The sequence below is a fragment of the Streptomyces sp. NPDC002092 genome, assembly GCF_053593775.1.
In genome coordinates this window covers 40,814-60,847 of the sequence record NZ_JBSFDG010000011.1, presented here as the reverse complement: position 1 = coordinate 60,847, position 20,034 = coordinate 40,814, and the positions used below count along the sequence as shown (strand labels likewise).

The 20,034-nt window shown below is 71.0% G+C and carries 15 protein-coding genes; 4 read left to right on the top strand and 11 right to left on the bottom strand.

All coding sequences use genetic code 11. The features are described 5' to 3' along the window. The first annotated feature begins 38 nt into the window (after nucleotides 1-38). On the top strand, nucleotides 39-602 hold the full coding sequence (locus ACWCRD_RS25205) for a putative glycolipid-binding domain-containing protein (protein WP_450968036.1): 564 nt from the start codon (nucleotides 39-41) through the stop codon (nucleotides 600-602). 77 nt (nucleotides 603-679) lie between these two features. On the opposite strand, the gene ACWCRD_RS25200 is transcribed toward ACWCRD_RS25205, so the two are convergent. Both ACWCRD_RS25200 and ACWCRD_RS25195 read right to left on the bottom strand, forming a co-directional pair. Next, on the bottom strand, nucleotides 680-2,320 hold the full coding sequence (locus ACWCRD_RS25200) for an ABC-F family ATP-binding cassette domain-containing protein (RefSeq protein ID WP_450968035.1): 1,641 nt from the start codon (nucleotides 2,318-2,320) through the stop codon (nucleotides 680-682). A 36-nt stretch (nucleotides 2,321-2,356) separates the two neighbouring features. Continuing rightward, entirely contained in the window at nucleotides 2,357-3,379 is a 1,023-nt protein-coding gene (locus tag ACWCRD_RS25195; RefSeq protein ID WP_450968034.1) for an oxidoreductase, read from the bottom strand. 66 nt (nucleotides 3,380-3,445) lie between these two features. Here ACWCRD_RS25195 and ACWCRD_RS25190 point away from each other — a divergent pair, with 66 nt between their 5' ends. Beyond that, entirely contained in the window at nucleotides 3,446-4,402 is a 957-nt protein-coding gene (locus tag ACWCRD_RS25190; RefSeq protein WP_450968033.1) for an FAD-dependent oxidoreductase, read from the top strand. Nucleotides 4,403-4,548: 146 nt separating this feature from the next. Here the strand turns inward: ACWCRD_RS25190 and ACWCRD_RS25185 are convergent, their stop codons facing one another. Beyond that, complete coding sequence (locus ACWCRD_RS25185) at nucleotides 4,549-6,516, bottom strand: Xaa-Pro dipeptidyl-peptidase (RefSeq protein WP_450968032.1); 1,968 nt, start codon at nucleotides 6,514-6,516, stop codon at nucleotides 4,549-4,551. 196 nt (nucleotides 6,517-6,712) lie between these two features. Here ACWCRD_RS25185 and ACWCRD_RS25180 point away from each other — a divergent pair, with 196 nt between their 5' ends. Then, entirely contained in the window at nucleotides 6,713-8,200 is a 1,488-nt protein-coding gene (locus tag ACWCRD_RS25180; RefSeq protein WP_450968031.1) for a M1 family metallopeptidase, read from the top strand. 42 nt (nucleotides 8,201-8,242) lie between these two features. Here the strand turns inward: ACWCRD_RS25180 and ACWCRD_RS25175 are convergent, their stop codons facing one another. The 3 genes from ACWCRD_RS25175 to ACWCRD_RS25165 are packed head-to-tail and all read right to left on the bottom strand — an operon-like array spanning nucleotide 8,243 to nucleotide 11,048. Beyond that, complete coding sequence (locus ACWCRD_RS25175; protein WP_450968030.1) at nucleotides 8,243-9,166, bottom strand: PfkB family carbohydrate kinase; 924 nt, start codon at nucleotides 9,164-9,166, stop codon at nucleotides 8,243-8,245. Continuing rightward, nucleotides 9,156-9,539, bottom strand: coding sequence for an Appr-1-p processing protein (locus ACWCRD_RS25170; RefSeq protein WP_450968029.1), 384 nt, complete (start codon nucleotides 9,537-9,539; stop codon nucleotides 9,156-9,158). Before ACWCRD_RS25170 ends, ACWCRD_RS25175 begins: the two co-directional genes overlap by 11 nt. A 42-nt stretch (nucleotides 9,540-9,581) precedes the next feature. Then, on the bottom strand, nucleotides 9,582-11,048 hold the full coding sequence (locus ACWCRD_RS25165) for an amino acid permease (RefSeq protein WP_450968028.1): 1,467 nt from the start codon (nucleotides 11,046-11,048) through the stop codon (nucleotides 9,582-9,584). Nucleotides 11,049-11,268: 220 nt separating this feature from the next. Here ACWCRD_RS25165 and ACWCRD_RS25160 point away from each other — a divergent pair, with 220 nt between their 5' ends. Continuing rightward, nucleotides 11,269-12,069 (top strand): MerR family transcriptional regulator, encoded by an 801-nt coding sequence (locus ACWCRD_RS25160; RefSeq protein WP_450968027.1) that lies wholly within the window; start codon nucleotides 11,269-11,271, stop codon nucleotides 12,067-12,069. A gap of 225 nt (nucleotides 12,070-12,294) precedes the next feature. Here ACWCRD_RS25160 and ACWCRD_RS25155 read toward each other — a convergent pair whose 3' ends face one another. The 5 genes from ACWCRD_RS25155 to ACWCRD_RS25135 all read right to left on the bottom strand — a co-directional run bounded on the left by ACWCRD_RS25155 (nucleotide 12,295) and on the right by ACWCRD_RS25135 (nucleotide 20,003). Continuing rightward, nucleotides 12,295-13,923, bottom strand: a complete 1,629-nt coding sequence (locus ACWCRD_RS25155) for a thiamine pyrophosphate-binding protein (RefSeq protein WP_450968026.1) — start codon at nucleotides 13,921-13,923, stop codon at nucleotides 12,295-12,297. 307 nt (nucleotides 13,924-14,230) lie between these two features. After that, complete coding sequence (locus ACWCRD_RS25150) at nucleotides 14,231-16,405, bottom strand: 3-hydroxyacyl-CoA dehydrogenase NAD-binding domain-containing protein (protein WP_450968025.1); 2,175 nt, start codon at nucleotides 16,403-16,405, stop codon at nucleotides 14,231-14,233. Between the two features lie 50 nt (nucleotides 16,406-16,455). After that, a complete protein-coding gene (locus ACWCRD_RS25145; RefSeq protein WP_450968024.1) occupies nucleotides 16,456-17,670 on the bottom strand; it encodes an acetyl-CoA C-acetyltransferase in 1,215 nt (404 codons plus the stop codon). A gap of 39 nt (nucleotides 17,671-17,709) precedes the next feature. Further along, nucleotides 17,710-18,852 carry an acyl-CoA dehydrogenase family protein gene (locus ACWCRD_RS25140; protein WP_450968023.1) on the bottom strand — a complete coding sequence of 381 codons (1,143 nt, stop codon included), beginning with the start codon at nucleotides 18,850-18,852 and terminating at the stop codon, nucleotides 17,710-17,712. Next, nucleotides 18,849-20,003, bottom strand: a complete 1,155-nt coding sequence (locus ACWCRD_RS25135; RefSeq protein ID WP_450968022.1) for a CaiB/BaiF CoA transferase family protein — start codon at nucleotides 20,001-20,003, stop codon at nucleotides 18,849-18,851. The genes ACWCRD_RS25140 and ACWCRD_RS25135 overlap by 4 nt, the downstream gene beginning before the upstream one ends. Nucleotides 20,004-20,034 lie beyond the last annotated feature (31 nt).

Genomic DNA, 20,034 nt, shown 5'->3' with positions numbered 1-20,034 from the left:
GGCGCTGCGAGCGCCCTCTCAGACCTAGAGTGGCCGGCATGGTCACATCGCATGCCGTCACCTGGGAAGTGCTGGAGAGCCGGGGGTACGAGACCGCCTGGGTCGAGTTCGGCGATGGCTCGCTGCGGGCCCGCGGGCGGGCCGTCGGAACCGTTCCGGAGCCGTATTGGATCTCGTACGAGCTCGAGACCGGTGCAGGGTTCGTGACCCGGCGGCTGGCGGTCACTGCGGAGACCGAGAGCAGTACCCGCACTCTCGATCTGCGGCGCGACGACGCCGGGCGGTGGACCGCGGACGGCGGACCGGTGCCCGGTGTCGAGGGTGCGCTCGACTGCGATCTGGGACTGTGCCCGCTCACCAACACCATGCCGGTGCTGCGGCACGACCTTCATCGGGCGCCCGGCGAGCGGGAGTTCCTGATGGCGTGGGTGTCGGTGCCGGGACTGGTGGTACGGCCCTCGCCGCAGACCTACACCCACCTCGGGCGCACCGACGGCGGCGGTCGTGTCCGGTTCACGTCCGGCGAGTTCCGCAGTGACCTGGAGTTCGACGCGAACGGCTGCGTCGTCGACTATCCCGGTCTGGCGACGCGCCTGCGCTGAGCCGTTCATCCGGGCACGAAGGCCGGTTCGCGCATCCGTGCGCCCCGAAGGGGCCCGGGGCTGTGGCACAGCCGGCGCTAGCGCTCCGTGACCTTTCCGTCCGCCACCTCGAGCCGCCGGATCACATGGACCGCGTCCAGCATGCGGCGGTCGTGGGTGACCAGGAGGAGGGTGCCCTCGTAGGCGTCGAGAGCCGACTCCAGCTGTTCGATGGCCGGCAGGTCGAGGTGGTTGGTCGGCTCGTCGAGGACGAGCAGGTTGACGCCCCGGCCCTGCAGCAGCGCCAGGGCGGCGCGGGTGCGTTCGCCCGGGGAGAGGGTCGCCGCCGGGCGCAGGACGTGGTCGGACTTGAGGCCGAACTTGGCCAGCAGGGTGCGTACTTCCACCGGCTCGGTGTCCGGTACGGCGGCGCAGAACGCGTCCAGCAGGGCCTCCGGGCCGTGGAACAGCTTGCGGGCCTGGTCGACCTCGCCGACCAGGACGCCGGAGCCGAGGCTCGCATGGCCCGCGTCCAGGGGGATCCGCCCGAGCAGGGCGCCCAGCAGGGTCGACTTGCCGGCGCCGTTCGCCCCGGTCACCGCCACCCGGTCCGCCCAGTCGATCTGCAGGGACACCGGGCCGAAGGTGAAGTCGCCGCGCCGTACCTCCGCGTCCCGCAGGGTGGCCACGACGGCGCCCGAGCGCGGGGCCGACGCGATCTCCATGCGCAGCTCCCACTCCTTGCGGGGTTCGTCGACCACGTCCAGCCGCTCGATCATGCGCTGGGTCTGGCGGGCCTTCGCGGCCTGCTTCTCGCTGGCCTCGCTGCGGAACTTGCGGCCGATCTTGTCGTTGTCGTTGCTCGCCTTGCGACGGGCGTTCTTGACGCCCTTGTCCATCCAGGAGCGCTGCATCTGGGCCCGGTCCTGGAGGGCGGAGCGCTTGTCGGCGTACTCCTCGTAGTCCTCGCGGGCGTGCCTGCGGGCGACGTCCCGCTCCTCCAGGTAGGCCTCGTAGCCGCCGCCGTAGAGCGTGATCTGCTGCTGGGCGAGGTCGAGTTCGAGGACCTTGGTGACGGTGCGGGTGAGGAACTCGCGGTCGTGGCTGACGACGACGGTGCCGGCGCGCAGGCCGGAGACGAATCGCTCCAGGCGTTCCAGGCCGTCCAGGTCGAGGTCGTTGGTCGGCTCGTCGAGGAGGAAGACGTCGTAGCGGGACAGCAGCAGGGAGGCGAGTCCGGCGCGTGCCGCCTGGCCGCCGGAAAGGGACGTCATCGGCTGGTCCAGGTCCACGGCCAGGCCCAGGGAGTCGGCGACCTCCTCGGCCCGCTCGTCCAGGTCGGCGCCGCCGAGGTCGAGCCAGCGCTCCAGGCTGGTCGCGTACGCGTCATCGGCGCCGGGTGCGCCGTCGACCAGGGCCTGCGTGGCCTCGTCCATCACGCGCTGCGCCTCGGCGACACCGGTACGGCGGGCGAGGAACTCCCGGACTCTCTCGCCGGCGCGCCGCTCCGGCTCCTGCGGCAGGTGGCCGACGGTCGCGGTCGGCGGGGAGAGCCTGAGCTCCCCCTCCTCCGGGGCCAGCAGCCCCGCGAGCATCCTGAGCAGGGTGGACTTGCCCGCGCCATTGGCGCCGACCAGCCCGATCACGTCTCCGGGCGCGACGACGAGATCGAGCCCGGAGAAGAGGGAGCGGTCGCCGTGGCCGGCGGCGAGGTTCTTGGCGACGAGGGTGGCAGTCATCAGGGCGCCGATTTTAGCCGCCGTGTCGCCCCGCCCTCAGCGCGCCATCGCTTCCACCAGCACGCTCCCCGCCGTCCGTGCCACGACGAACGACTCGCCCTTCACCGCCTTGGCGTCCAGGGCGATGCGGTGGCGGCCCGGTTCGAGGACGCCGTCGAAGACCTCGTGGGTGTGGGTGCGGTAGAGGCGGTCGAGGCGGTACGTGGTGAGGCGGACCCGGCAGGGCGAGGTGACCTCGACGCCCGCTTCGCCGTCGGCCGCCACCAGGCCGGTCAGACGGCGCTGCTGCGCCGGGCTGCGGTCCAGGGCGTGTTCGATCTGGGCGACGAGGAGCGGCACGATCGGGGCGAGGCCCTCGACGTACACCACGTCGACGCCCGCCTGCTCGAAGGAACGGCGTACGGCGGTGCGTTCCTCCCGGGTGACGGCGCGGCCGAAGGTGACGGCGCCGTAGGCGCGCAGTTCGTCGGCAGGGACGCCGTCGGCGTCATGGGCGATGTCGGCGCCGATGCCGATGGTGCGCAGCGCGGCGGCGAGCTTGGCGAGCAGGGCGACGCGGGCGCCGATGAGCAGGACCCGGCGGCGGGCGCCCGGGGACTCGCCTTGGAGGAGGGCGGCCAGCGCCTCGCGGTACTCGGCGCCCCGGAAGCGGAAGGGTCCGATGCCGTGGTAGCCGTTGAGTTCGAGATCGGCGTGTTCGTCGGTCTGCCAGGCGAAGTCCCGCCAGATGTAGTCCTCACCGTCCTGTTGGATGATCGCGGTGACCGCGCCGCAGGCCAGGTCGGCGCACTCGGGGCAGCCGTAGATGACGTAACGGCCGCCCGGAAGCGGTGGGTCCGCCTCCAGCAGGAGGCCCCGGACGTGTTCGGTGAAGATCGCGGGTGGGATGTCGGAGGCCAGCGGGGAGACCGCGTCGAGGTCGGAGAGCTGGAACAGCAGCGGACGTCCGTCGACGATGAAGTCCACGAAATCCCGGTGCACTTGGTAGTCACCGTTGGCGAGGACTCCACCGGCACGCATCGCCGGTGCCAGGCCGAAGGCCGCGTATTCGGCAGACATGCTGTGAGTATTCCCGGAGTGGCAGCTGTCTGAGCACGGCATGACACATTCCGCTAACGTCCCCGCGTGGACAGCGTGCGGAACAACGATGTCATCGTGGTGGGCGCCGGGGTCATAGGGCTGACGACGGCCGTCGTCCTCGCCGAGCGTGGCGTACGGGTGCGGGTGTGGACGCGGGATCCCGTGGCGGCGACCACCTCCGCGGTTGCGGGCGCGCTGTGGTGGCCGTACCGGATCGAGCCGGTCGCACGGGCGCGCGCCTGGGCACTGCAATCGCTCGATGTGTACGAGGAGTTGGCGACGCGGCCCGGATCGACCGGCGTACGCATGGTCGAAGGAGTACTGGGCGAGGCGGATCTCGACCGGGCCGAGGCGTGGGCGGCCGCCCGGGTGCCCGGGCTGCGGGTCTCGACGGCGGAGGAGTACGCGGGGAGCGGGCTGTGGGCGCGGCTGCCACTCATCGACATGTCGACTCATCTGCCGTGGCTGCGGGCGCGGTTGGTGAAGGCGGGTGGAGCGATCGAGGAGCGTACGGTCACCGACCTCGCGGAGGTGAACGCGCCGGTGGTCGTCAACTGCACCGGGCTGGGGGCGCGTTCACTCGTACCGGACGCGTCCGTGCGCCCCGTGCGCGGGCAGTTGGTAGTGGTGGAGAACCCGGGCATCCGGACGTGGCTCACTTCCACCGGGGAGGACGGGGAGATGGCGTATTTCTTTCCGCAGCCCGGCCGGCTGTTGCTGGGCGGCACGGCGGATGAGGACGCCTGGTCGCTGGAGCCGGATCCGGAGGTGGCCTCGGCGATCGTACGGCGGTGTGCCGCTCTGCGGCCCGAGATCGCGGGGGCGCGGGTGCTGGAGCATCGGGTCGGGCTGCGGCCCGTGCGGTTCGCTGCGCGGCTGGAGCGGGAAGTTCTGCCCGGTGGGCGGGTGCTGGTGCACAACTATGGGCATGGCGGGGCCGGTGTGACCGTGGCCTGGGGGTGTGCGGAGGACGCGGCCGGGCTGGCTTGCCCGGCCGCGTAGCGCTCCGCGGGCGGTGCCGCGATGGGTTGTCATTCGCCTGCTGCGCCGTCGTGGCTGGTCGCGCCCACGCGGCGGAGCAGCATATTGACCCAGCCCCGCGCCCCTTCAGGGCGCTCCTGGACCGGAGGGGACCTGCGCAGCCCCGCTCAGCCGATGGGCGGCCAGCCGTCCCCGGGAACTCGATCGGTACCGGCCGGGTTCCGTACGCCCTTCAAGATCGTGGCCGCAGGTGCGGTTGCCGGCTTGCCGGAAGTGGCACGGGCGAAGGCTGCCGCGCCGCCGACCAGCGGGACGTCGGCCGAGGTGTGGGTCAGGTCCAGGGTGAGGGTGGGCTTGTCGGCCGGAGGGTCGATGAGGTCCTTGTCGGTGCCCGCGACGATCAGGGCGAGGCGGTGGCCGGCCGGGACGACGTGGTCGGTGGCCGCGAGGTCCAGGGTGATGGTGTACGCCTTGCCCGGGGTGAGCGGGACGCCCTTGCGGGCGGAGGCGTAGTTGCCGAGGTCGGCCCAGCCGCGGCTGAACACCGTGTAGTCGACGGCGGTCTTCTTGGCCTCGGTGGCCTTGAAGCAGGCGCTGTCGCCGGCCGTGCTCGCGCCCCAGCAGGTGCGGTCGGTGAGGGTGGTGATGCCCTCCGCGGAGTCGGCGTAGTCACGGATGGTGTCGGGGCCGAGGTCCACGAGGACGGCGGAGAGGTGGGCCGTCCTCGTGGTCGGGGTCGCGGTGACGGTGACCTTGGAGGAGCCGGACAGGCGCAGGTCGTGGGTGAGGGGCTTGGTGACGAAGCCGGCCTTGTCGGGGGTCGATGTGTCGATCTTCGCGGCCCAGTCGGTCTCGCTCAGCTGCGGGTTGTCGGTGAAGGTCTCGGTGCCGTCGCCCTTGGTGAGGCCGAGGGTGCCGATGCCCGCCCGGGTGCCCTTGTCGGGGCGCAGGGTCGTGCTGCGGGTGCCGCTCGGGGGCCAGGACTGCGAGGTCACCCACTGGTCGGGGTGGCGCTCGATGTCGGCCATGGGCTGACGGTCGATGCCGTTGTCGTAGCCGAGGAGTTCGTGGTCGAACCAGCGGTGCAGGGTGTCGACCCAGGCGGCGCGGCGGAAGTCGAAGGGGTCGACGTGGCCGGTCTGGGAGAGCCAGATCTTGCGCTCGACGCCGTTCTTGGCGAGGGCGTCCCACCACTGCCCGAAGTTCTTGGTGCGGACGTTGAGGTCCTGCATGCCGTGCACGAGGAAGACGCTGGCCCGCACCTTGCCCGCGTTCCTGACGTAGTCGCGTTCGGTCCAGAACGGCGTCCAGTCGCCGGTGCGCGGCGCCCCGTCGACGAGCTTCTGCTGGACGGCGGCGCACTTGGCCCGGGCGTCGGGGCTGTCGACGTAGTCCGAGAGCGAGTCGGGGCCGGAGTCGTAGAGCGGGGCGCCCTTGGCGAAGTAGTAGTCGTACCAGGAGGAGATGGCGCTGATCGGAACGATGGTCTTGAGGCCCTTGACGCCGGTGGCGGCGACGCCGTTGGCGATCGTGCCGTCCCAGCTCTTGCCGATCATGCCGGTCTTCCCGTTGGTCCAGGTCGCCTTCGCGGTCGTGCTACCGGTACGGGTCGTGTACGCCTTGGCCCTGCCGTTCAGCCAGTCCACGACGGCCTTCGCGGACTGGATGTCGCTGCGGCCGCCGACGTCGACGCAGCCGTCGGAGCGGTTGGTGCCGGCGAGGTCGACGCCGACGAACGCGTAGCCGCGGGGCACGAAGTAGTTGTCGTAGAAGAGCGGCATCTGGACGACGTTGCCGTTGGCGTCGTATGTCTTCTTCTGGCTCTCGTTGCCGCGGCCGCAGCAGGAGTAGTAGGGGCTGGCGTCCATGATGACCGGAACCTTGCGGCCCTGCTGGGCGGGTTCGCGGGGGCGGACGATGTCGACGGCGACCCGGTCGGCCTTGCCGTCGCCGTCCCCGTCGAGTCCTGTGTCCACCCATACGGCCTCGCGGATGGCGTTGCCGTAGGAGTAGACGGGGCGGCTCTCCTGCGGGGCACTGTGAGCCGCCGCGGGGGTGAGGAACGCTGCCATGAGGGCGGCGACGGCCGCCGCTGCGAGCGGTCTCCAGGTCGTGAAGCGCGTGCGTATGGGCATGCGCGGACGGTACAACGGTCAACTCCCGTACAGAAGAGTGCAATCGGACGCCTGTGAGGTCCCTGAGGCCGTGGGGGCGGCGGCTCATGTCGGCCGAATGGCGATCGTGTGACACGTGGGGCCATGGACATGCCCGGGGACACAGGGACTGAATAGGCTCCGAACGGACTTCGCACCCCTACGACTTGGAGCTTTCGTGCACCGCAGAATCATCACGCCGGGCGCACTCGCTGCCGCGTCGCTGATGCTGGCGATCCCGGCGTCGGCCGCGAGCTACTCCCCCGGCGCACCGGGCATCGGCGACCCCTACTACCCGGCCTACGGCAACGGCGGATACGACGTCTCCCACTACGACCTGCGGCTCCAGTACCAGCCCGCCACCGATGAGTTGGCGGGTACGGCGACGATTCTGGCGAAGACGACGCAGGATCTGTCGAGCTTCGACCTGGACTTCCTCCTGGACGTCAGCGAGGTGCGGGTCAACGGCGTCAAGGCGTCCTTCACGACCTCGGGCCAGCACGAGCTGGTGGTGACGCCGAAGACGCCGCTGGCCAAGGGCACACCGGTCACCGTGGTGGTCCGCTACAGCGGAGTGCCGTCCACCAAGAGCGCGTACGGGTTCAACACCTGGCACCGCACGCCGGACGGGGCGGTCGCGGCGGACGAGCCCGAGGCGGCCTGGTGGTGGTTCCCGAGCAACGACCACCCGCTGGACAAGGCGACCTACGACGTGTCGGTGGCCGTGCCGGACGGCACCCAGGCCATCTCCAACGGCACGCTGCAGTCGACGAGTTCGAAGCTCGGCTGGACCCGCTACAACTGGCGGGAGAACAAGCCGCAGGCGACGTATCTGGCCACGCTGGCGGTCGGCAAGTTCGACATCACGACCAGCACCTCCGAGGGCGGTGTTCCGGTCGTCAACGCCTACAGCAAGGACCTCGGCGACAACGACGCGGCCGCGCGGGCGAGCGTGGAGCGCACCGGGGAGCTCGTCGACTGGCTGAGCGGCTACTTCGGGCCGTATCCCTTCAGCTCGGCCGGCGGATACGTGCCCAACACCACCACCGGGTACGCGCTGGAGACACAGACCCGCGTGTACTACAGCCCCAAGCAGTTCGCGAACGGCTCCAACACCTCGGTGGTCGTGCACGAGCTGGCGCACCAGTGGTACGGCGACAGCGTGTCCTTGAAGGGCTGGAAGGACATCTGGATCAACGAGGGCTTCGCGCGGTACGCGCAGTGGCTGTGGTCCGAGCACGAGGGCGAGGGCACGACGCAGCAGCTCGCCGACTACGTGTACGCCTCGCACCCCGCGGACGACGCGTTCTGGACGGTCAAGCCGGGGGACCCCGGTCCTGACAACCAGTTCGACATCGCTGTCTACGACCGGGGGGCGCTCGCGGTGCAGGCGCTGCGGAACGCCGTCGGCGACGACGCGTTCTTCGCCATTCTCAAGGGGTGGCCGCAGACGCACGCGTACGGCAACGCTTCTGTCGCAGACTTCCAGGCTTACGCCGAGCAGGTGTCGGGGAAGTCGCTGTCCTCGTTGTTCGACACGTGGCTGTTCCAGCCGGTGAAGCCGGCCGCCCCGGCGGCGAAGCGAGTGGCTGTCGCCAAGCCGGCGGCTGCTCCGGTGCGGCCGAAGTCGTGGAAGAAGATCGAGGCCACGAACAACGTCCGCTGAGCGTTTGCCGGGTTCGGCCGCAAATCGACACAGCCCGCGCCCCTAAAGGCCCGGTGCACCCGCGCCTGCAACGGCAACCCTGGCCTGGAGTTCTTCGCGGCGTATTGCCTCCGTCTCCGTCGAGGGCACCGTACATGCGTGTGCACCGGCCACCGCGCCGTACAGGGCGCAGCGCTGTGGGGTCTCGCGGTTCAGCCAGCCGTGCAGGAAGGCCGCCGCGAAGGCGTCGCCCGCGCCGTTGGAATCCACCACCGGGGCGGGCGGGGCGACGGGCGGTACGTGGGTCAGCTCTTCGTCGGCCAGGAGGTACGCGCCCTTTTCACCGGCCGTGGCGACGACGACCTCGGCCCGGCCGCGGTCCGCGATACGGCGCATGGTCCGCTCGGGGTCGGCCAGGGCGGCGGCGGACAGGAAGACCACGTCCGCCGCGTACGCGAACGGTTCGTGGTAGGTGTTCCTGCCGTCCCAGTCGTGCAGGTCGGTGGAGACGGTCACGCCGGCCTCGTGCAGCACCGGCAGGGCGTGGGCGCAGGGCTGGGTGATGGCGACGTGCGCGTGGCGGCTCGCCGCGGCCAGAGCGCGGACCGTGTCCTCCGGGAAGCGGTCCTCGCCCTGGGTGCGGCTCACGTCGTACAGCGACAGGCGTCTGCCGTCGGGGCCCACCAGGTTGACCGCGCGCTTGGTGCCGGCGGGGTGGGGGACGGCGGTGAGCGCGATGCCGTTGTCCTCGTGCAGGGCCCGGACGAGGTCGCCCTCGGGGTCGTCACCGAGCATGTCGAGGTGATGAACGCGCAGGCCGAGCGCGGCGAGCCCCAGCGCGACGAAGTCGCCCGTCTGCCCGGCGCGGGTCCGGATCCCACGCTCGATCATGTAACTGTCGGCGTACGGCAGCGGCAGTTCCGGCACATACACGATGGTGTCCACGCCGGCGCCGCCCAGCACGAGGACGTCGGTGTCACGGCTCAACTTTGGCCTCCCCATGGTCGTGGACGGTGACCTGCACGCCCCGCTTCACCAGCCGCCCGGTGACCAGCGGTTCGATGCGGGACCATGTGCCGCCGGCCAGAACGCAGCCTATCCGGGGAACGACACCAGCCGATGGGGTACGCATCGCTCCGCAGGGTGCAGCCCGAGGCGACGTACGGCGAAGTCCGCGCCCTGAAGGGGCGCGGGGAACTGCGCGACCAGCCACGCACGACGTGCAGACAACCGCTTTCCGCAGGGCCCACAACGAGAGTGCAGCACCCGGCGGAGCGACACCGCAGACATGGGCGATCACCTTGACGCCCTTCACCGACGGAACGGTGGCGTCACCCCGGACATGGATGATCTCCGACATGACGCCACCGTAGGCGATGCCACTGACAGTGGTCCTGGCCTGCTACTTCGTCAGTTCGGTCAGTGCCTGGTCGCCGTTGCGTACGACCTTGCGGCGTACCGCGAACCAGCCGGCGGCCAGCATGGCGGCGATCACCGGGATGAGGAGGAGGGTCTTGCGGCCGACCTCGGGGTCGTTCCACATCAGGGCGAGTACGGCGAGCAGGAAGGCGATCGTGGTGATCTCCGTCGCCGGGCTGCCGGGGAGGCGGAAGGAGGGGCGGGTGACCAGGCCGGCCTTGGCGCGGCGGACGAAGACCAGGTGGCAGATCATGATGATCACCCAGGTCGAGACGATGCCGAGGGAGGCCACGTTCAGCACGATCTCGAAGGCCTGGCTCGGCATCAGGTAGTTGAGGCCGACGCCGAGCACGCACACCGCGCAGGTGAGCAGGATGCCGCCGTAGGGGACCTGGCTGCGGTTCATGCGGGCCGTGAACCTGGGCGCGGAGCCCGCCGTCGCCATCGAGCGCAGGATGCGGCCCGTCGAGTACAGGCCCGAGTTCAGCGAGGACATAGCGGCCGTCAGGACCACCAGGTTCATCACGTCGCCCGCCGCCGGGATGCCGATCTTCGACAGGACCGTGACGAAGGGGCTTTCGTCCGCCGAGTACACCGAACCAGGCAGCAGCAGGGCCAGCAGGACGACCGAGCCGACGTAGAAGAGGCCCACCCGCCACATGATGGAGTTCACCGCGCGCGGGACGACCTTCTCGGGCTCGGCGGTCTCGCCGGCGGCGACACCGACCAGCTCCAGCGCGGCGTACGCGAAGATCACGCCCTGCATGACGAGGACGACCGGCATCAGGCCGTGCGGGAAGACTCCGCCGTGCTCGTTGATCACGGACAGGCCCGGCGTGTGTCCGCCGACCTCGTGCCGGGTGGCCAGCAGGAAGATGCCGATCAGCATGAAGCCGACGAGCGTGGCCACCTTGATGATCGCGAACCAGAACTCCATCTCGCCGAAGATCTTCACCGAGATCAGGTTCACGGCGAGCACGACGGCCAGCGCGATCAGGGCGAGCACCCACTGCGGGATGCTCGTGAACATGCTCCAGTAGTGCGTGTACAGCGCGATCGCCGTGATGTCGGCGATCCCGGTCGTCGACCAGTTCAGGAAGTACATCCAGCCGGCGACATACGCCCCCTTCTCGCCGAGGAACTCGCGCGCGTACGACACGAAGGAACCGGAGGAGGGGCGGTAGAGGACCAGTTCGCCCAGCGCCCGGACGACGAAGAAGGCGAAGATTCCGCACACCAGGTAGGCGAGCGCGAGGGCCGGGCCCGCGTTGTGCAGGCGGCCGCCGGCGCCCAGGAAGAGGCCGGTGCCGATGGCGCCGCCGATGGCGATCATGTTGACGTGGCGGGCCTTGAGGTCCTTGCTGTAGCCGGCGTCTCCCGCGTCCGCGGGCGCCTGGGCCGCGTCGGTCCGGGTGGCGGCCTGTGCCGTGTCCACGGCGTCCTTGCTCACAGGTGGTTCCACTCTCTGGTGCGCCCGAGCGGGTCGCGCTCGGATGTCCGGACGTACTCGGTCGGCGCTCTTCGGTGGAAGACGCGGACCAACGCGGCACCTTCCCCCAGGTGGAGGCACGCATGCGATGGCGTGGATCACACAGCGGTACTTCTCACAAGCCTCACAGGCCCCTCGTACCGGGTTTCGCAGTACTGGTGTGACAGCGATACTGCTGCACATGACGACCGACACCGACACCGGCAGCGACCCGGACGGCGACACCGCGGAGCCGACGCTCACGATCGACGAACTGGCGGCGCGGGCCGGCGTCACGGTCCGCACGGTCCGGTTCTACGGCACCAAGGGGCTGCTGCCGCCACCGGTGATCGGTCCGCGCCGGGTGGGCCGCTACGGGCAGCAGCACGTGGCCCGGCTGGCACTGATCGAGGAACTGCAGCACCAGGGCATGACGCTGGCGGCGATCGAGCGGTACATGGCGCAGCTGCCGCCCGGCCTCAGCCACCGCGACCTGGCGATCCACCGGGCCGTGGTGGCGTCCTGGGCGCCGGACACCGTGGAGACCGTGAGCGCGGCGGAGCTGCGGCGCCGGGCGGGACGGCCGCTCGCCGAGGACGAGGTCGAGCGGCTGTGCGCCATGAACGTGATCCGGCGCGACGGGGAGTCGTACCGCGTCGACTCCGGCCTGCTCCGGCTCGCCGTGCAGCTCCTCGACGTACCGCTGTCCGAGGAGGCGATCCTCGCGGCGCGCAGGGTGCTGATCGAGCACTCGCGGGCCGCCGCGCACGAGCTGTCCCAGCTGTTCCGGGGCGAGGTGTCCGAGCGGGCGGAGCAGGACGTGAAGTCGCTGTCCGCGCACATGCAGCCCATCGTGGTGCAGGCGCTGCTGACGACCTTCCAGCGGTCACTGAAGGAGGAGGTCCACGAGTGGCTGGACGCCTCACTCGGCCTCCCGGAGGAAGACGTCTCGGAGGAAGGCGTCTCGGAGCGAGGCCTCTCAGAGGAAGGCCGGGCCTCCTGACACGTCGAGGGTCTGCCCGGCCAGGAAGCCGCTGACCTCGTCCACGGGCCGCGGCTCTCCTGCGTCGCCTCGTGCAGATCGCCGAGGTACGGCAGCGCCGCATCCCGCAGCTCACGCACGGTCGGCGCCGACTGGCCCAGCACGAAGAGCCCGGGCCGATGCGGTAGCTGCCCTCCTCGGTGCGCTCGACCGGCAGCAGTGTCCGGGTGGGTAAGGATCAGTACGTCACTGGCGCAGCGGTACGTCCACCAGCAGCGGCCCCGTCAACTCGCCCGCCCCTGCGACCAGTTCACGCAGGTGGTCCGCGCTGTCCGCACGTACCGCGTCGACCCCGAAGAAGCGTGCCGCCTGGGTGAAGTCCAGTGGCCCCAGCTCCGTGCCGGGGCAGACGCCCTGGTTGCCCATGGCCGCGTAGGTGTCCTGGACGGTCTGGTAGGCGCCGTTGCTCATCACCACGAACAGGACGGGGACGTTCTGGCGGGCGGCGCTCCACAGCCCCTGGAGGCCGAACAGGGTGCAGCCGTCTCCCAGGACGGCGACCACCGGGCGGCCGGGTTCGGCGAGGGCGCGGCCGACGGCGGCGCCGATGCCCCAGCCGAGGCCGCCGCCGACGGTGTGCGTGTAGCTGCCGGGGCGGTCCAGACGGACCAAGCGGCGGAGCAACAGGCCCACGGTGATGGCCTCTTCGACGACCACGGCGTCGGGCGGCAGGCCGCGTGCCACGGCGTGGGCGGCGGCCCAGGGCGCGAGGGGTGCCGGGGAGTAGGCGGCGCGGGCGGCGGACTCGGCGCGGTCGCGTTCGGCAGTGTGCCGTTCGCCGGCGCGCAGGGTGCGGGCCTTGGCGGTGTGGGCGGGCACACGGTCGGGCAGCAGCTCGGCGAGCCGCTGCAGGGAGGGGCCGAGGGCGCCCACGAGTCCGGCGGTGGCGGGGAAGTTGCGGCCGATCTCGTGCGGGTCCGAGTCCAGCTGGACGACGGTGAGGCGGGGCGGCAGCGCGGGCCCGGGGGTGTAGTGGTGGGGCGTGAAGGCGTGCGCCCCGGCGATCAGCAGGGTGTCGTACGCGGCGAGGGCCTCGCGGATGGCGTCATGGCGGGGCGGCAGCATCCCGGCGTAGAGGGGGTGCGTGGTGGGGAAGTCGAGGCAGTCGGCCATCGGCTGGTGGTGGACGACCGCACCGCACGCCTCCGCCGTGCGCACCAGCGCGGCGACGGCGTCCTCGCGGCCCACGCCGTCCCCGGCGACGATCGCGGGGCGGGCGGCGGCGCCGAGCAGGTGGGCCGCGCGCTCGAGGCCGGGGGCCGGGCCCGGCGGGGGTGTGGGAGTGCGGGCCGGGACTTCGACCTCGGTGTCCTCGCCGAGCAGGTCCATGGGCACGGACAGGAACACCGGTCCGGCGGGCGGCCGTACGGCCAGGGCGAAGGCGCGGCGCAGGGCGAGCGGGAGGTCGTGGGCGTGCTGGACGTCGAATGTGGCCTTCACCGCGCGGGCCGCCAGGCCGATGAGGTCGCCGGAGAGCATGGGGTCCTGCTGGAGGTGGCGGCGGTCCTGCTGGCCTGCGGTCACGACGAGGGGGGTGCGGGAGCGGCGGGCGTTGAGCAGGCCGATCAGGCCGTTGGCGAGACCGGCGGCGATGTGCAGGCTGACGAAAGCGGGGCGGCCGGTGCCGCGGGCGTAGCCGTCGGCCATGGCGACGACGGAGCCCTCGTGGACGCCGAGGACGTACTCGGGGGCGTCATGGGTGTCCGCCAGGGCGGCGAGGAAGGGGAGTTCGGTGGTGCCGGGGTTGCCGAAGACGCGGTCCACGCCCTCGCCGCGGAGAATCTCCAGCAGGGCGCGGGCGGGACGGTATCCCATGGGGGCTCCTCGGGGGGGGGCGGCCGTGTGAGCCTTTCGCGGGTCAGCGTGCGGGACGCTTCCGCGGGAGGCAAGGGGGCCGTGGCCGCCACCGACGGATCTCGCCCCCGCCGCCCCTTCCCATTCCCGTCCCTGGGGGGCTCCGCCCCCCAGACCCCCGATCGGCCTGAACGGCCTCGTCCTCAAACGCCGGACGGGCTGAAAAATCCAGCCCCTCCGGCGTTTGAGCCGGGGGTCCGGGGGCTGGCCCCCGGGTCGGGACGGGAAGGGGCGGCGGGGGCGAAAACGTCCGTCAGCCGCCACAAGGTCACGCGTCCGCGAAGCGTTCCCCCTTCTCCGCCTTCTCCACCAGCAGCGCAGGCGGCGTGAACCGCTCCCCGTAGCGGTCCGCAAGCTCACGCGCGCGTGCCACGAAGCCCGGCAGACCGCCCTCGTAGCCGTTGATGTACTGCAGGACACCACCCGTCCAGCCGGGGAACCCGATCCCGAAGACGGAGCCGATGTTCGCATCGGCCACCGACGTCAGAACCCCCTCCTCCAGCAGCTTCACCGTGTCGAGCGCCTCGGAGAAGAGCATCCGCTCCTGCATGTCCCGGAACGGAATCTCATGCCCCGGCTTGGTGAAGTGCTCGCGCAGCCCGGGCCACAGCCCCGCCCGCTTGCCCGCCTCGTCGTAGTCGTAGAAGCCCGCTCCCCCACTGCGCCCCGTGCGCCCGAACTCGTCGACCATGCGGTCGATGACCGCCTCGGCCGGGTGCGTCGGCCAGGTGCCGCCCGCCTCCTCCACGGCCCGCTTCGACTCGTTGCGGATCTTGCGCGGGAGTGTGAGCGTCAGCTCGTCCATCAGGGAGAGGACCTTGGCCGGGTAGCCCGCCTGGGCCGCGGCCTGCTCGACGGACGCGGGCTCGATGCCCTCTCCGACCATCGCGACACCCTCGTTGATGAAGTGACCGATCACCCGGGAGGTGAAGAAGCCGCGGGAGTCATTGACGACGATCGGCGTCTTCTTGATCTGGCGGACCAGGTCGAAGGCGCGCGCGAGGGCCTCCTCGCCCGTCCGCTCGCCCTTGATGATCTCCACGAGCGGCATCTTGTCGACGGGCGAGAAGAAGTGCAGACCGATGAAGTCCGACTGACGCTCCACTCCCTCGGCCAGCGCGGTGATCGGCAGGGTCGAGGTGTTGGAGCACAGCAGCGCGTCCCGTTCGACGAGGTGCTGGATCTCCTGGAAGACCTTGTGCTTGAGCTCCGGATTCTCGAACACGGCCTCGATGACCGCGTCACAGCCGGCCACGTCCTGCGGGTTCGCCGTCGGCGTGATGCGGGCGAGCAGCGCGTCCGCCTTCTCCTGCGTCGTACGGCCCCGGGAGACCGCCTTCGCGCACAGCTTCTCGGAGTAGCCCTTGCCCTTGACGGCAGCCTCCAGGGATACGTCCTTCAGGACCACCTCGATGCCCGCGCGGGCGCACGAGTACGCGATGCCCGCGCCCATCATCCCTGCGCCGAGGACTGCGACCTTGCGGACCGGACGCGACTCGATGCCCTTGGGGCGGTTGGCACCGGAGTTGACGGCCTGGAGGTCGAAGAAGAAGGCCTGGATCATGTTCTTGGACGTCTGGCCGGCGGCCAGCTCCACGAAGTAGCGCGCCTCGATGATCTGCGCCGTCTCGAAGTCGACCTGGGAGCCCTCGACGGCCGCGGCGAGGATGTTGCGCGGCGCCGGGTAGGGCGCGCCGTTCGTCTGCTTGCGCAGACTGGCCGGGAAGGCGGGCAGGTTGGCCGCGAACTTCGGGTTGGCGGGGGTGCCACCCGGAATGCGGTAGCCGGGCCTGTCCCAGGGCTGCTGGGACTCGGGGTTGGCGTCGATGAAGGCGCGGGCCTTGGCGAGCAACTCGTCCTGGGTGGCGGCCACGTCGTCGATCAGGCCGTTCTGCAGCGCGCGCTGCGCGTTGTACTGGGTGCCCTGCAGCAGCACCTTCAGCAGCGCGTCGGCGATGCCCAGCAGGCGCACGGTGCGCACGACGCCACCGCCGCCGGGGAGCAGGCCGAGGGTGACCTCCGGGCAGCCGATCTTCGTGCCGGAGGTGTCGAGGGCGACGCGGTGGTGGCAGGCGAGGGCGATCTCGTAGCCGCCGCCCAGGGCCGCGCCGTTGATCGCGGCGACGACCGGCTTGCCGAGGGTTTCGATGCGGCGCAGGTTGCGCTTGATGGCCATGCCGCCGTCGAAGAGGTCCTGCGCGGTCTCGGGGGTGACCCGGATGAGGTCGCGCAGGTCGCCGCCGGCGAAGAAGGTCTTCTTGGCGGAGGTGAGGATGATGCCGCGGATGGAGTCCTTCTCGGCCTCCAGGCGGTCGGTGATCACGGCGAGGGAGTCGCGGAACGCCTGGTTCATGGTGTTCGCGGACTGGTTCGGGTCGTCCAGGACGAGCGTGACGACGCCGGCGCGGTCCTGTTCCCAGCGGATGGTGGTGCTCTGCGTCATGACGGGGGTCTCCGTTGAAGTCTGTGAAGTCTCTTGGTTCCGCCGGGTGTTCAGATGCGCTCGACGATCGTGGCGATGCCCATGCCACCGCCGACGCACAGGGTCGCGAGGCCGTAGCGCTTGTCCTGGCGCTCCAGTTCGTCGACGAGACTGCCCAGGATCATGGCACCGGTCGCGCCGAGCGGATGGCCGAGGGCGATCGCGCCGCCGTTGACGTTGACCTTGTCCAGGGACAGGCCCATGTCCTTCACGAAGCGCAGGACGACCGCCGCGAACGCCTCGTTGATCTCGACGAGGTCGATGTCGTCGATGGTCAGCCCCGCCTTGGCCAGCGCCTTGCGGGTGGCGGGGGCGGGACCGGTGAGCATGATGGTCGGCTCGGAGCCGGAGACGGCGGCGGAGACGATCCGCGCGCGCGGGGTGAGGCCGTAGCGCTCGCCGACCTCCTTGGAGCCGATCGCGACCAGCGAGGCGCCGTCGACGATGCCGGAGGAGTTGCCCGCGTGGTGCACATGGTCGATCTTCTCGACCCAGTGGTACTTCTGCAGCGCCACCGCGTCGAAGCCGCCGAGCTCGCCGATGTCCGCGAAGGACGGCTTCAGCTTGGCGAGGGAGTCGGCGGTGGTGCCCGGGCGCAGGTGCTCGTCGTGGTCGAGGACCGTCAGACCGCTGCGGTCCTTCACCGGAACGACGGAGCGGTCGAAGCGGCCTTCCTTCCAGGCCGTGGCCGCCCGCTCCTGCGAGAGCGCCGCGTACTCGTCGACGTCACGCCGCGAGAATCCCTCGATGGTGGCGATCAGGTCGGCGCCGATGCCCTGCGGCACGAAGTTGACGGCGAGGTTGGTCATCGGGTCGTTGAACCAGGCGCCGCCGTCGGAGGCCATCGGCACCCGTGACATGGACTCGACGCCGCCCGCGAGGACCAGGTCCTCCCAGCCCGAACGGACCTTGGCGGCGGCCATGTTGACGGCCTCCAGACCGGACGCACAGAAGCGGTTCTCCTGTACGCCGGCGACCGTGTCCGGGAGGCCCGCGGCGACGGCGGCGATACGGGCGATGTCGGAGCCCTGGTCGCCGACCGGGCCGACGACGCCGAGCACGATGTCGTCGATCGCCGCCGGGTCCAGGCCGGGGAAGCGGCCCTGGATCTCGTGGATGAGCCCGACGACCAGGTCGATGGGCTTGGTGCCGTGCAAGGAGCCGTTCGCCTTGCCGCGGCCGCGCGGGGTGCGGATCGCGTCGTACACGTACGCTTCGGTGCTCACTGGAAAGCCTTTCGGTGAGGGTCGGCCGGGCGATGCGCTTCAGCCCAGCAGGGAACGGCCGATGATCTCTTTCATGATCTCGGTGGTTCCGCCGTAGATGGTCTGGATACGGCCGTCGGTGAAGGCCCGGGCGATGGGGTACTCGGTCATGTAGCCGTAGCCGCCGTGCAGTTGGAGGCAGCGGTCGGCGACCCGCTTCTGCAGCTCGGTCGCCCACCACTTGGCCATGGAGGCGTCCACGGCGTCGAGCCGGCCGTCCGAGTGCTCCTCCACGCAGCGGTCGAGGAACGCGCGCGTGACGGCGCACTCGGTGGCCATCTCGGCTATCTCGAAGCGGATGTGCTGCTTGGTGGCGAGCGGCCGGCCGAAGGCCTCGCGCTCCTTGACGTACTCGGTGGTGATCTCCAGCAGGTGCTCGGCGGCCGCGATCGCGGCGACCGCGATGCTGAGGCGCTCCTGCGCGAGGTTGGCCATCAGATGGCCGAAGGCGCCATTGCGCGTGCCGAGCAGGTTCTCCTTGGGCACGCGCACGTCCGTGAAGAACAACTCGGCCGTGTCCTGCGCCTTCTGGCCGATCTTGTCGAGGTTGCGGCCGCGCTCGAAGCCGTCCGTGCCGCGTTCGACGACGAGGAGGGACAGGCCGTGGGCGCCGCCCTCCGGTGTCGTCTTCGCGACGACGATCACCAGGTCGGCGAGGATCCCGTTGGAGATGAACGTCTTGGCTCCGTTGAGCAGCCAGTGGTCGCCCCGGTCCTCGGCGTGCGTACGGATCCCCTGGAGGTCGGACCCGGCGCCGGGCTCGGTCATGGCGATGGCGGTGATGATCGACCCGTCGCAGAAGCCGGGCAGCCAGCGCCGCTTCTGCTCCTCGGTGGCGAGGCCGGTGAGGTACGGGCCGATGACGTCGTTGTGCAGGCCGAGGGCGAGCCCGGGAGCGCCCGCGCGGGTGAACTCCTCGGCCAGTACGGTGGCGTAGCGGAAGTCGGAGGTGCCGCCGCCCCCGTACTCCTCGGGCACGGCGAGTCCGAGCAGGCCCTGTTTGCCGGCCGCCCGCCAGGCGTCTCGGGAGACGATGCCGTCCTTCTCCCACTGCGCGTAGTACGGCAGCACCTCCCTGGCCAGGAAGGCACGCACGGTCGCGCGGAACGCGTCGTGCTCGGGGGCGAAGATCTGCCGTTTCATTGGAGGCCCTTCGTGGGTTCCTGGTCCTTCAGGAGGTCGGGTACGTCCCAGTCGCGTGCCACGTCGGCGGTGTCGGCGCCGGGCTGCGCGGGGCCGGTGCGTACGGCCGTGGGAGTGGCGGAGAAGCGGGGGGCGGGGGCGGGCTGGGTGATGCCGCCGTGGTCGGTGAAGGTGCCGCGGGCGGCGAGGTGCGGGTGGTGCGGGGCCTCGCGCAGGGACAGCACGGGCGCCACGCATGCGTCGGATCCCTCGAAGACGGCCGTCCACTCGTCCCGGGTGCGGGACTTGAAGCCGGCCGCGACCGCCTCGCGCAGTTCGCCCCAGCGGGTCCAGTCCTTGCGGGCGTCGGCGTGCTCCGGGATGCCGAGGACGCGCACGAACTCGTCGTAGAACTGCGGTTCCAGGGCGCCGACGGCCATGTACTTGCCGTCGGCCGTCTCATAGGTGCCGTAGTACGGGCAACCGCCGTCCAGGAGGTTGGCGCCGCGCCGGTCCTGCCAGCCGCCGGCCGCGAGCATGCCGTGGATCATCGCGGCGAGGTGGGAGGTGCCGTCGACGATGGCGGCGTCGACGACCTGGCCGGTGCCGCCCCCGCGCGCGTGGTGGAGGGCGGCGAGGACGCCGACGACCAGGTAGAGGGAGCCGCCCGCGTAGTCGCCGAGGAGGTTGGCGGGGACGGCCGGGGGCTCGTCCGGGCTGCCGATCATGCCGAGGGTGCCGGTGAGGGCGATGTACGCGATGTCGTGGCCTGCGCGATGGGCGAGGGGGCCCTGCTGGCCCCAACCGGTCATGCGGCCGTAGACGAGTTTCGGGTTGCGGGCGTGGCAGGCCTCGGGGCCGACGCCGAGGCGTTCGGCCACTCCCGGGCGGTAGCCCTCGATGAGGATGTCGGCGCGTGCGGCGAGGTCGAGGACGCGCGCGGGACCGTCCACGGACTTCAGGTCGACGATCACCGAGCGCTTGTTGCGGTTGGTGATGTCGTACTCCGTGTTGATCGCGAGCCCGACGCCGCCGGGGCGGTCCACGCGGACGACGTCGGCGCCGAGGTCGGCGAGGAGCATGGCGGCGAACGGGCCGGGCCCGATACCGGCCAGCTCGACCACGCGCACGCCGGAAAGCGGGCCGTGTCCAGGCGTCTTTGCCTCTGCCATGCAGTCCCCAGGGGTTGTGACACAACTGCTG

What these genes read in the sequence shown, in the direction of transcription:
- ACWCRD_RS25160 (WP_450968027.1), top strand. Translation starts at nt 11,269, where the DNA reads ATGACGACCGACACCGACACCGGCAGCGACCCGGACGGCGACACCGCG.
- ACWCRD_RS25150 (WP_450968025.1), bottom strand. Translation starts at nt 16,405, where the DNA reads ATGACGCAGAGCACCACCATCCGCTGGGAACAGGACCGCGCCGGCGTC.
- ACWCRD_RS25195 (WP_450968034.1), bottom strand. Translation starts at nt 3,379, where the DNA reads ATGTCTGCCGAATACGCGGCCTTCGGCCTGGCACCGGCGATGCGTGCC.
- ACWCRD_RS25170 (WP_450968029.1), bottom strand. Translation starts at nt 9,539, where the DNA reads ATGTCGGAGATCATCCATGTCCGGGGTGACGCCACCGTTCCGTCGGTG.
- ACWCRD_RS25140 (WP_450968023.1), bottom strand. Translation starts at nt 18,852, where the DNA reads ATGAAACGGCAGATCTTCGCCCCCGAGCACGACGCGTTCCGCGCGACC.
- ACWCRD_RS25135 (WP_450968022.1), bottom strand. Translation starts at nt 20,003, where the DNA reads ATGGCAGAGGCAAAGACGCCTGGACACGGCCCGCTTTCCGGCGTGCGC.
- ACWCRD_RS25185 (WP_450968032.1), bottom strand. Translation starts at nt 6,516, where the DNA reads ATGCCCATACGCACGCGCTTCACGACCTGGAGACCGCTCGCAGCGGCG.
- ACWCRD_RS25155 (WP_450968026.1), bottom strand. Translation starts at nt 13,923, where the DNA reads ATGGGATACCGTCCCGCCCGCGCCCTGCTGGAGATTCTCCGCGGCGAG.
- ACWCRD_RS25200 (WP_450968035.1), bottom strand. Translation starts at nt 2,320, where the DNA reads ATGACTGCCACCCTCGTCGCCAAGAACCTCGCCGCCGGCCACGGCGAC.
- ACWCRD_RS25205 (WP_450968036.1), top strand. Translation starts at nt 39, where the DNA reads ATGGTCACATCGCATGCCGTCACCTGGGAAGTGCTGGAGAGCCGGGGG.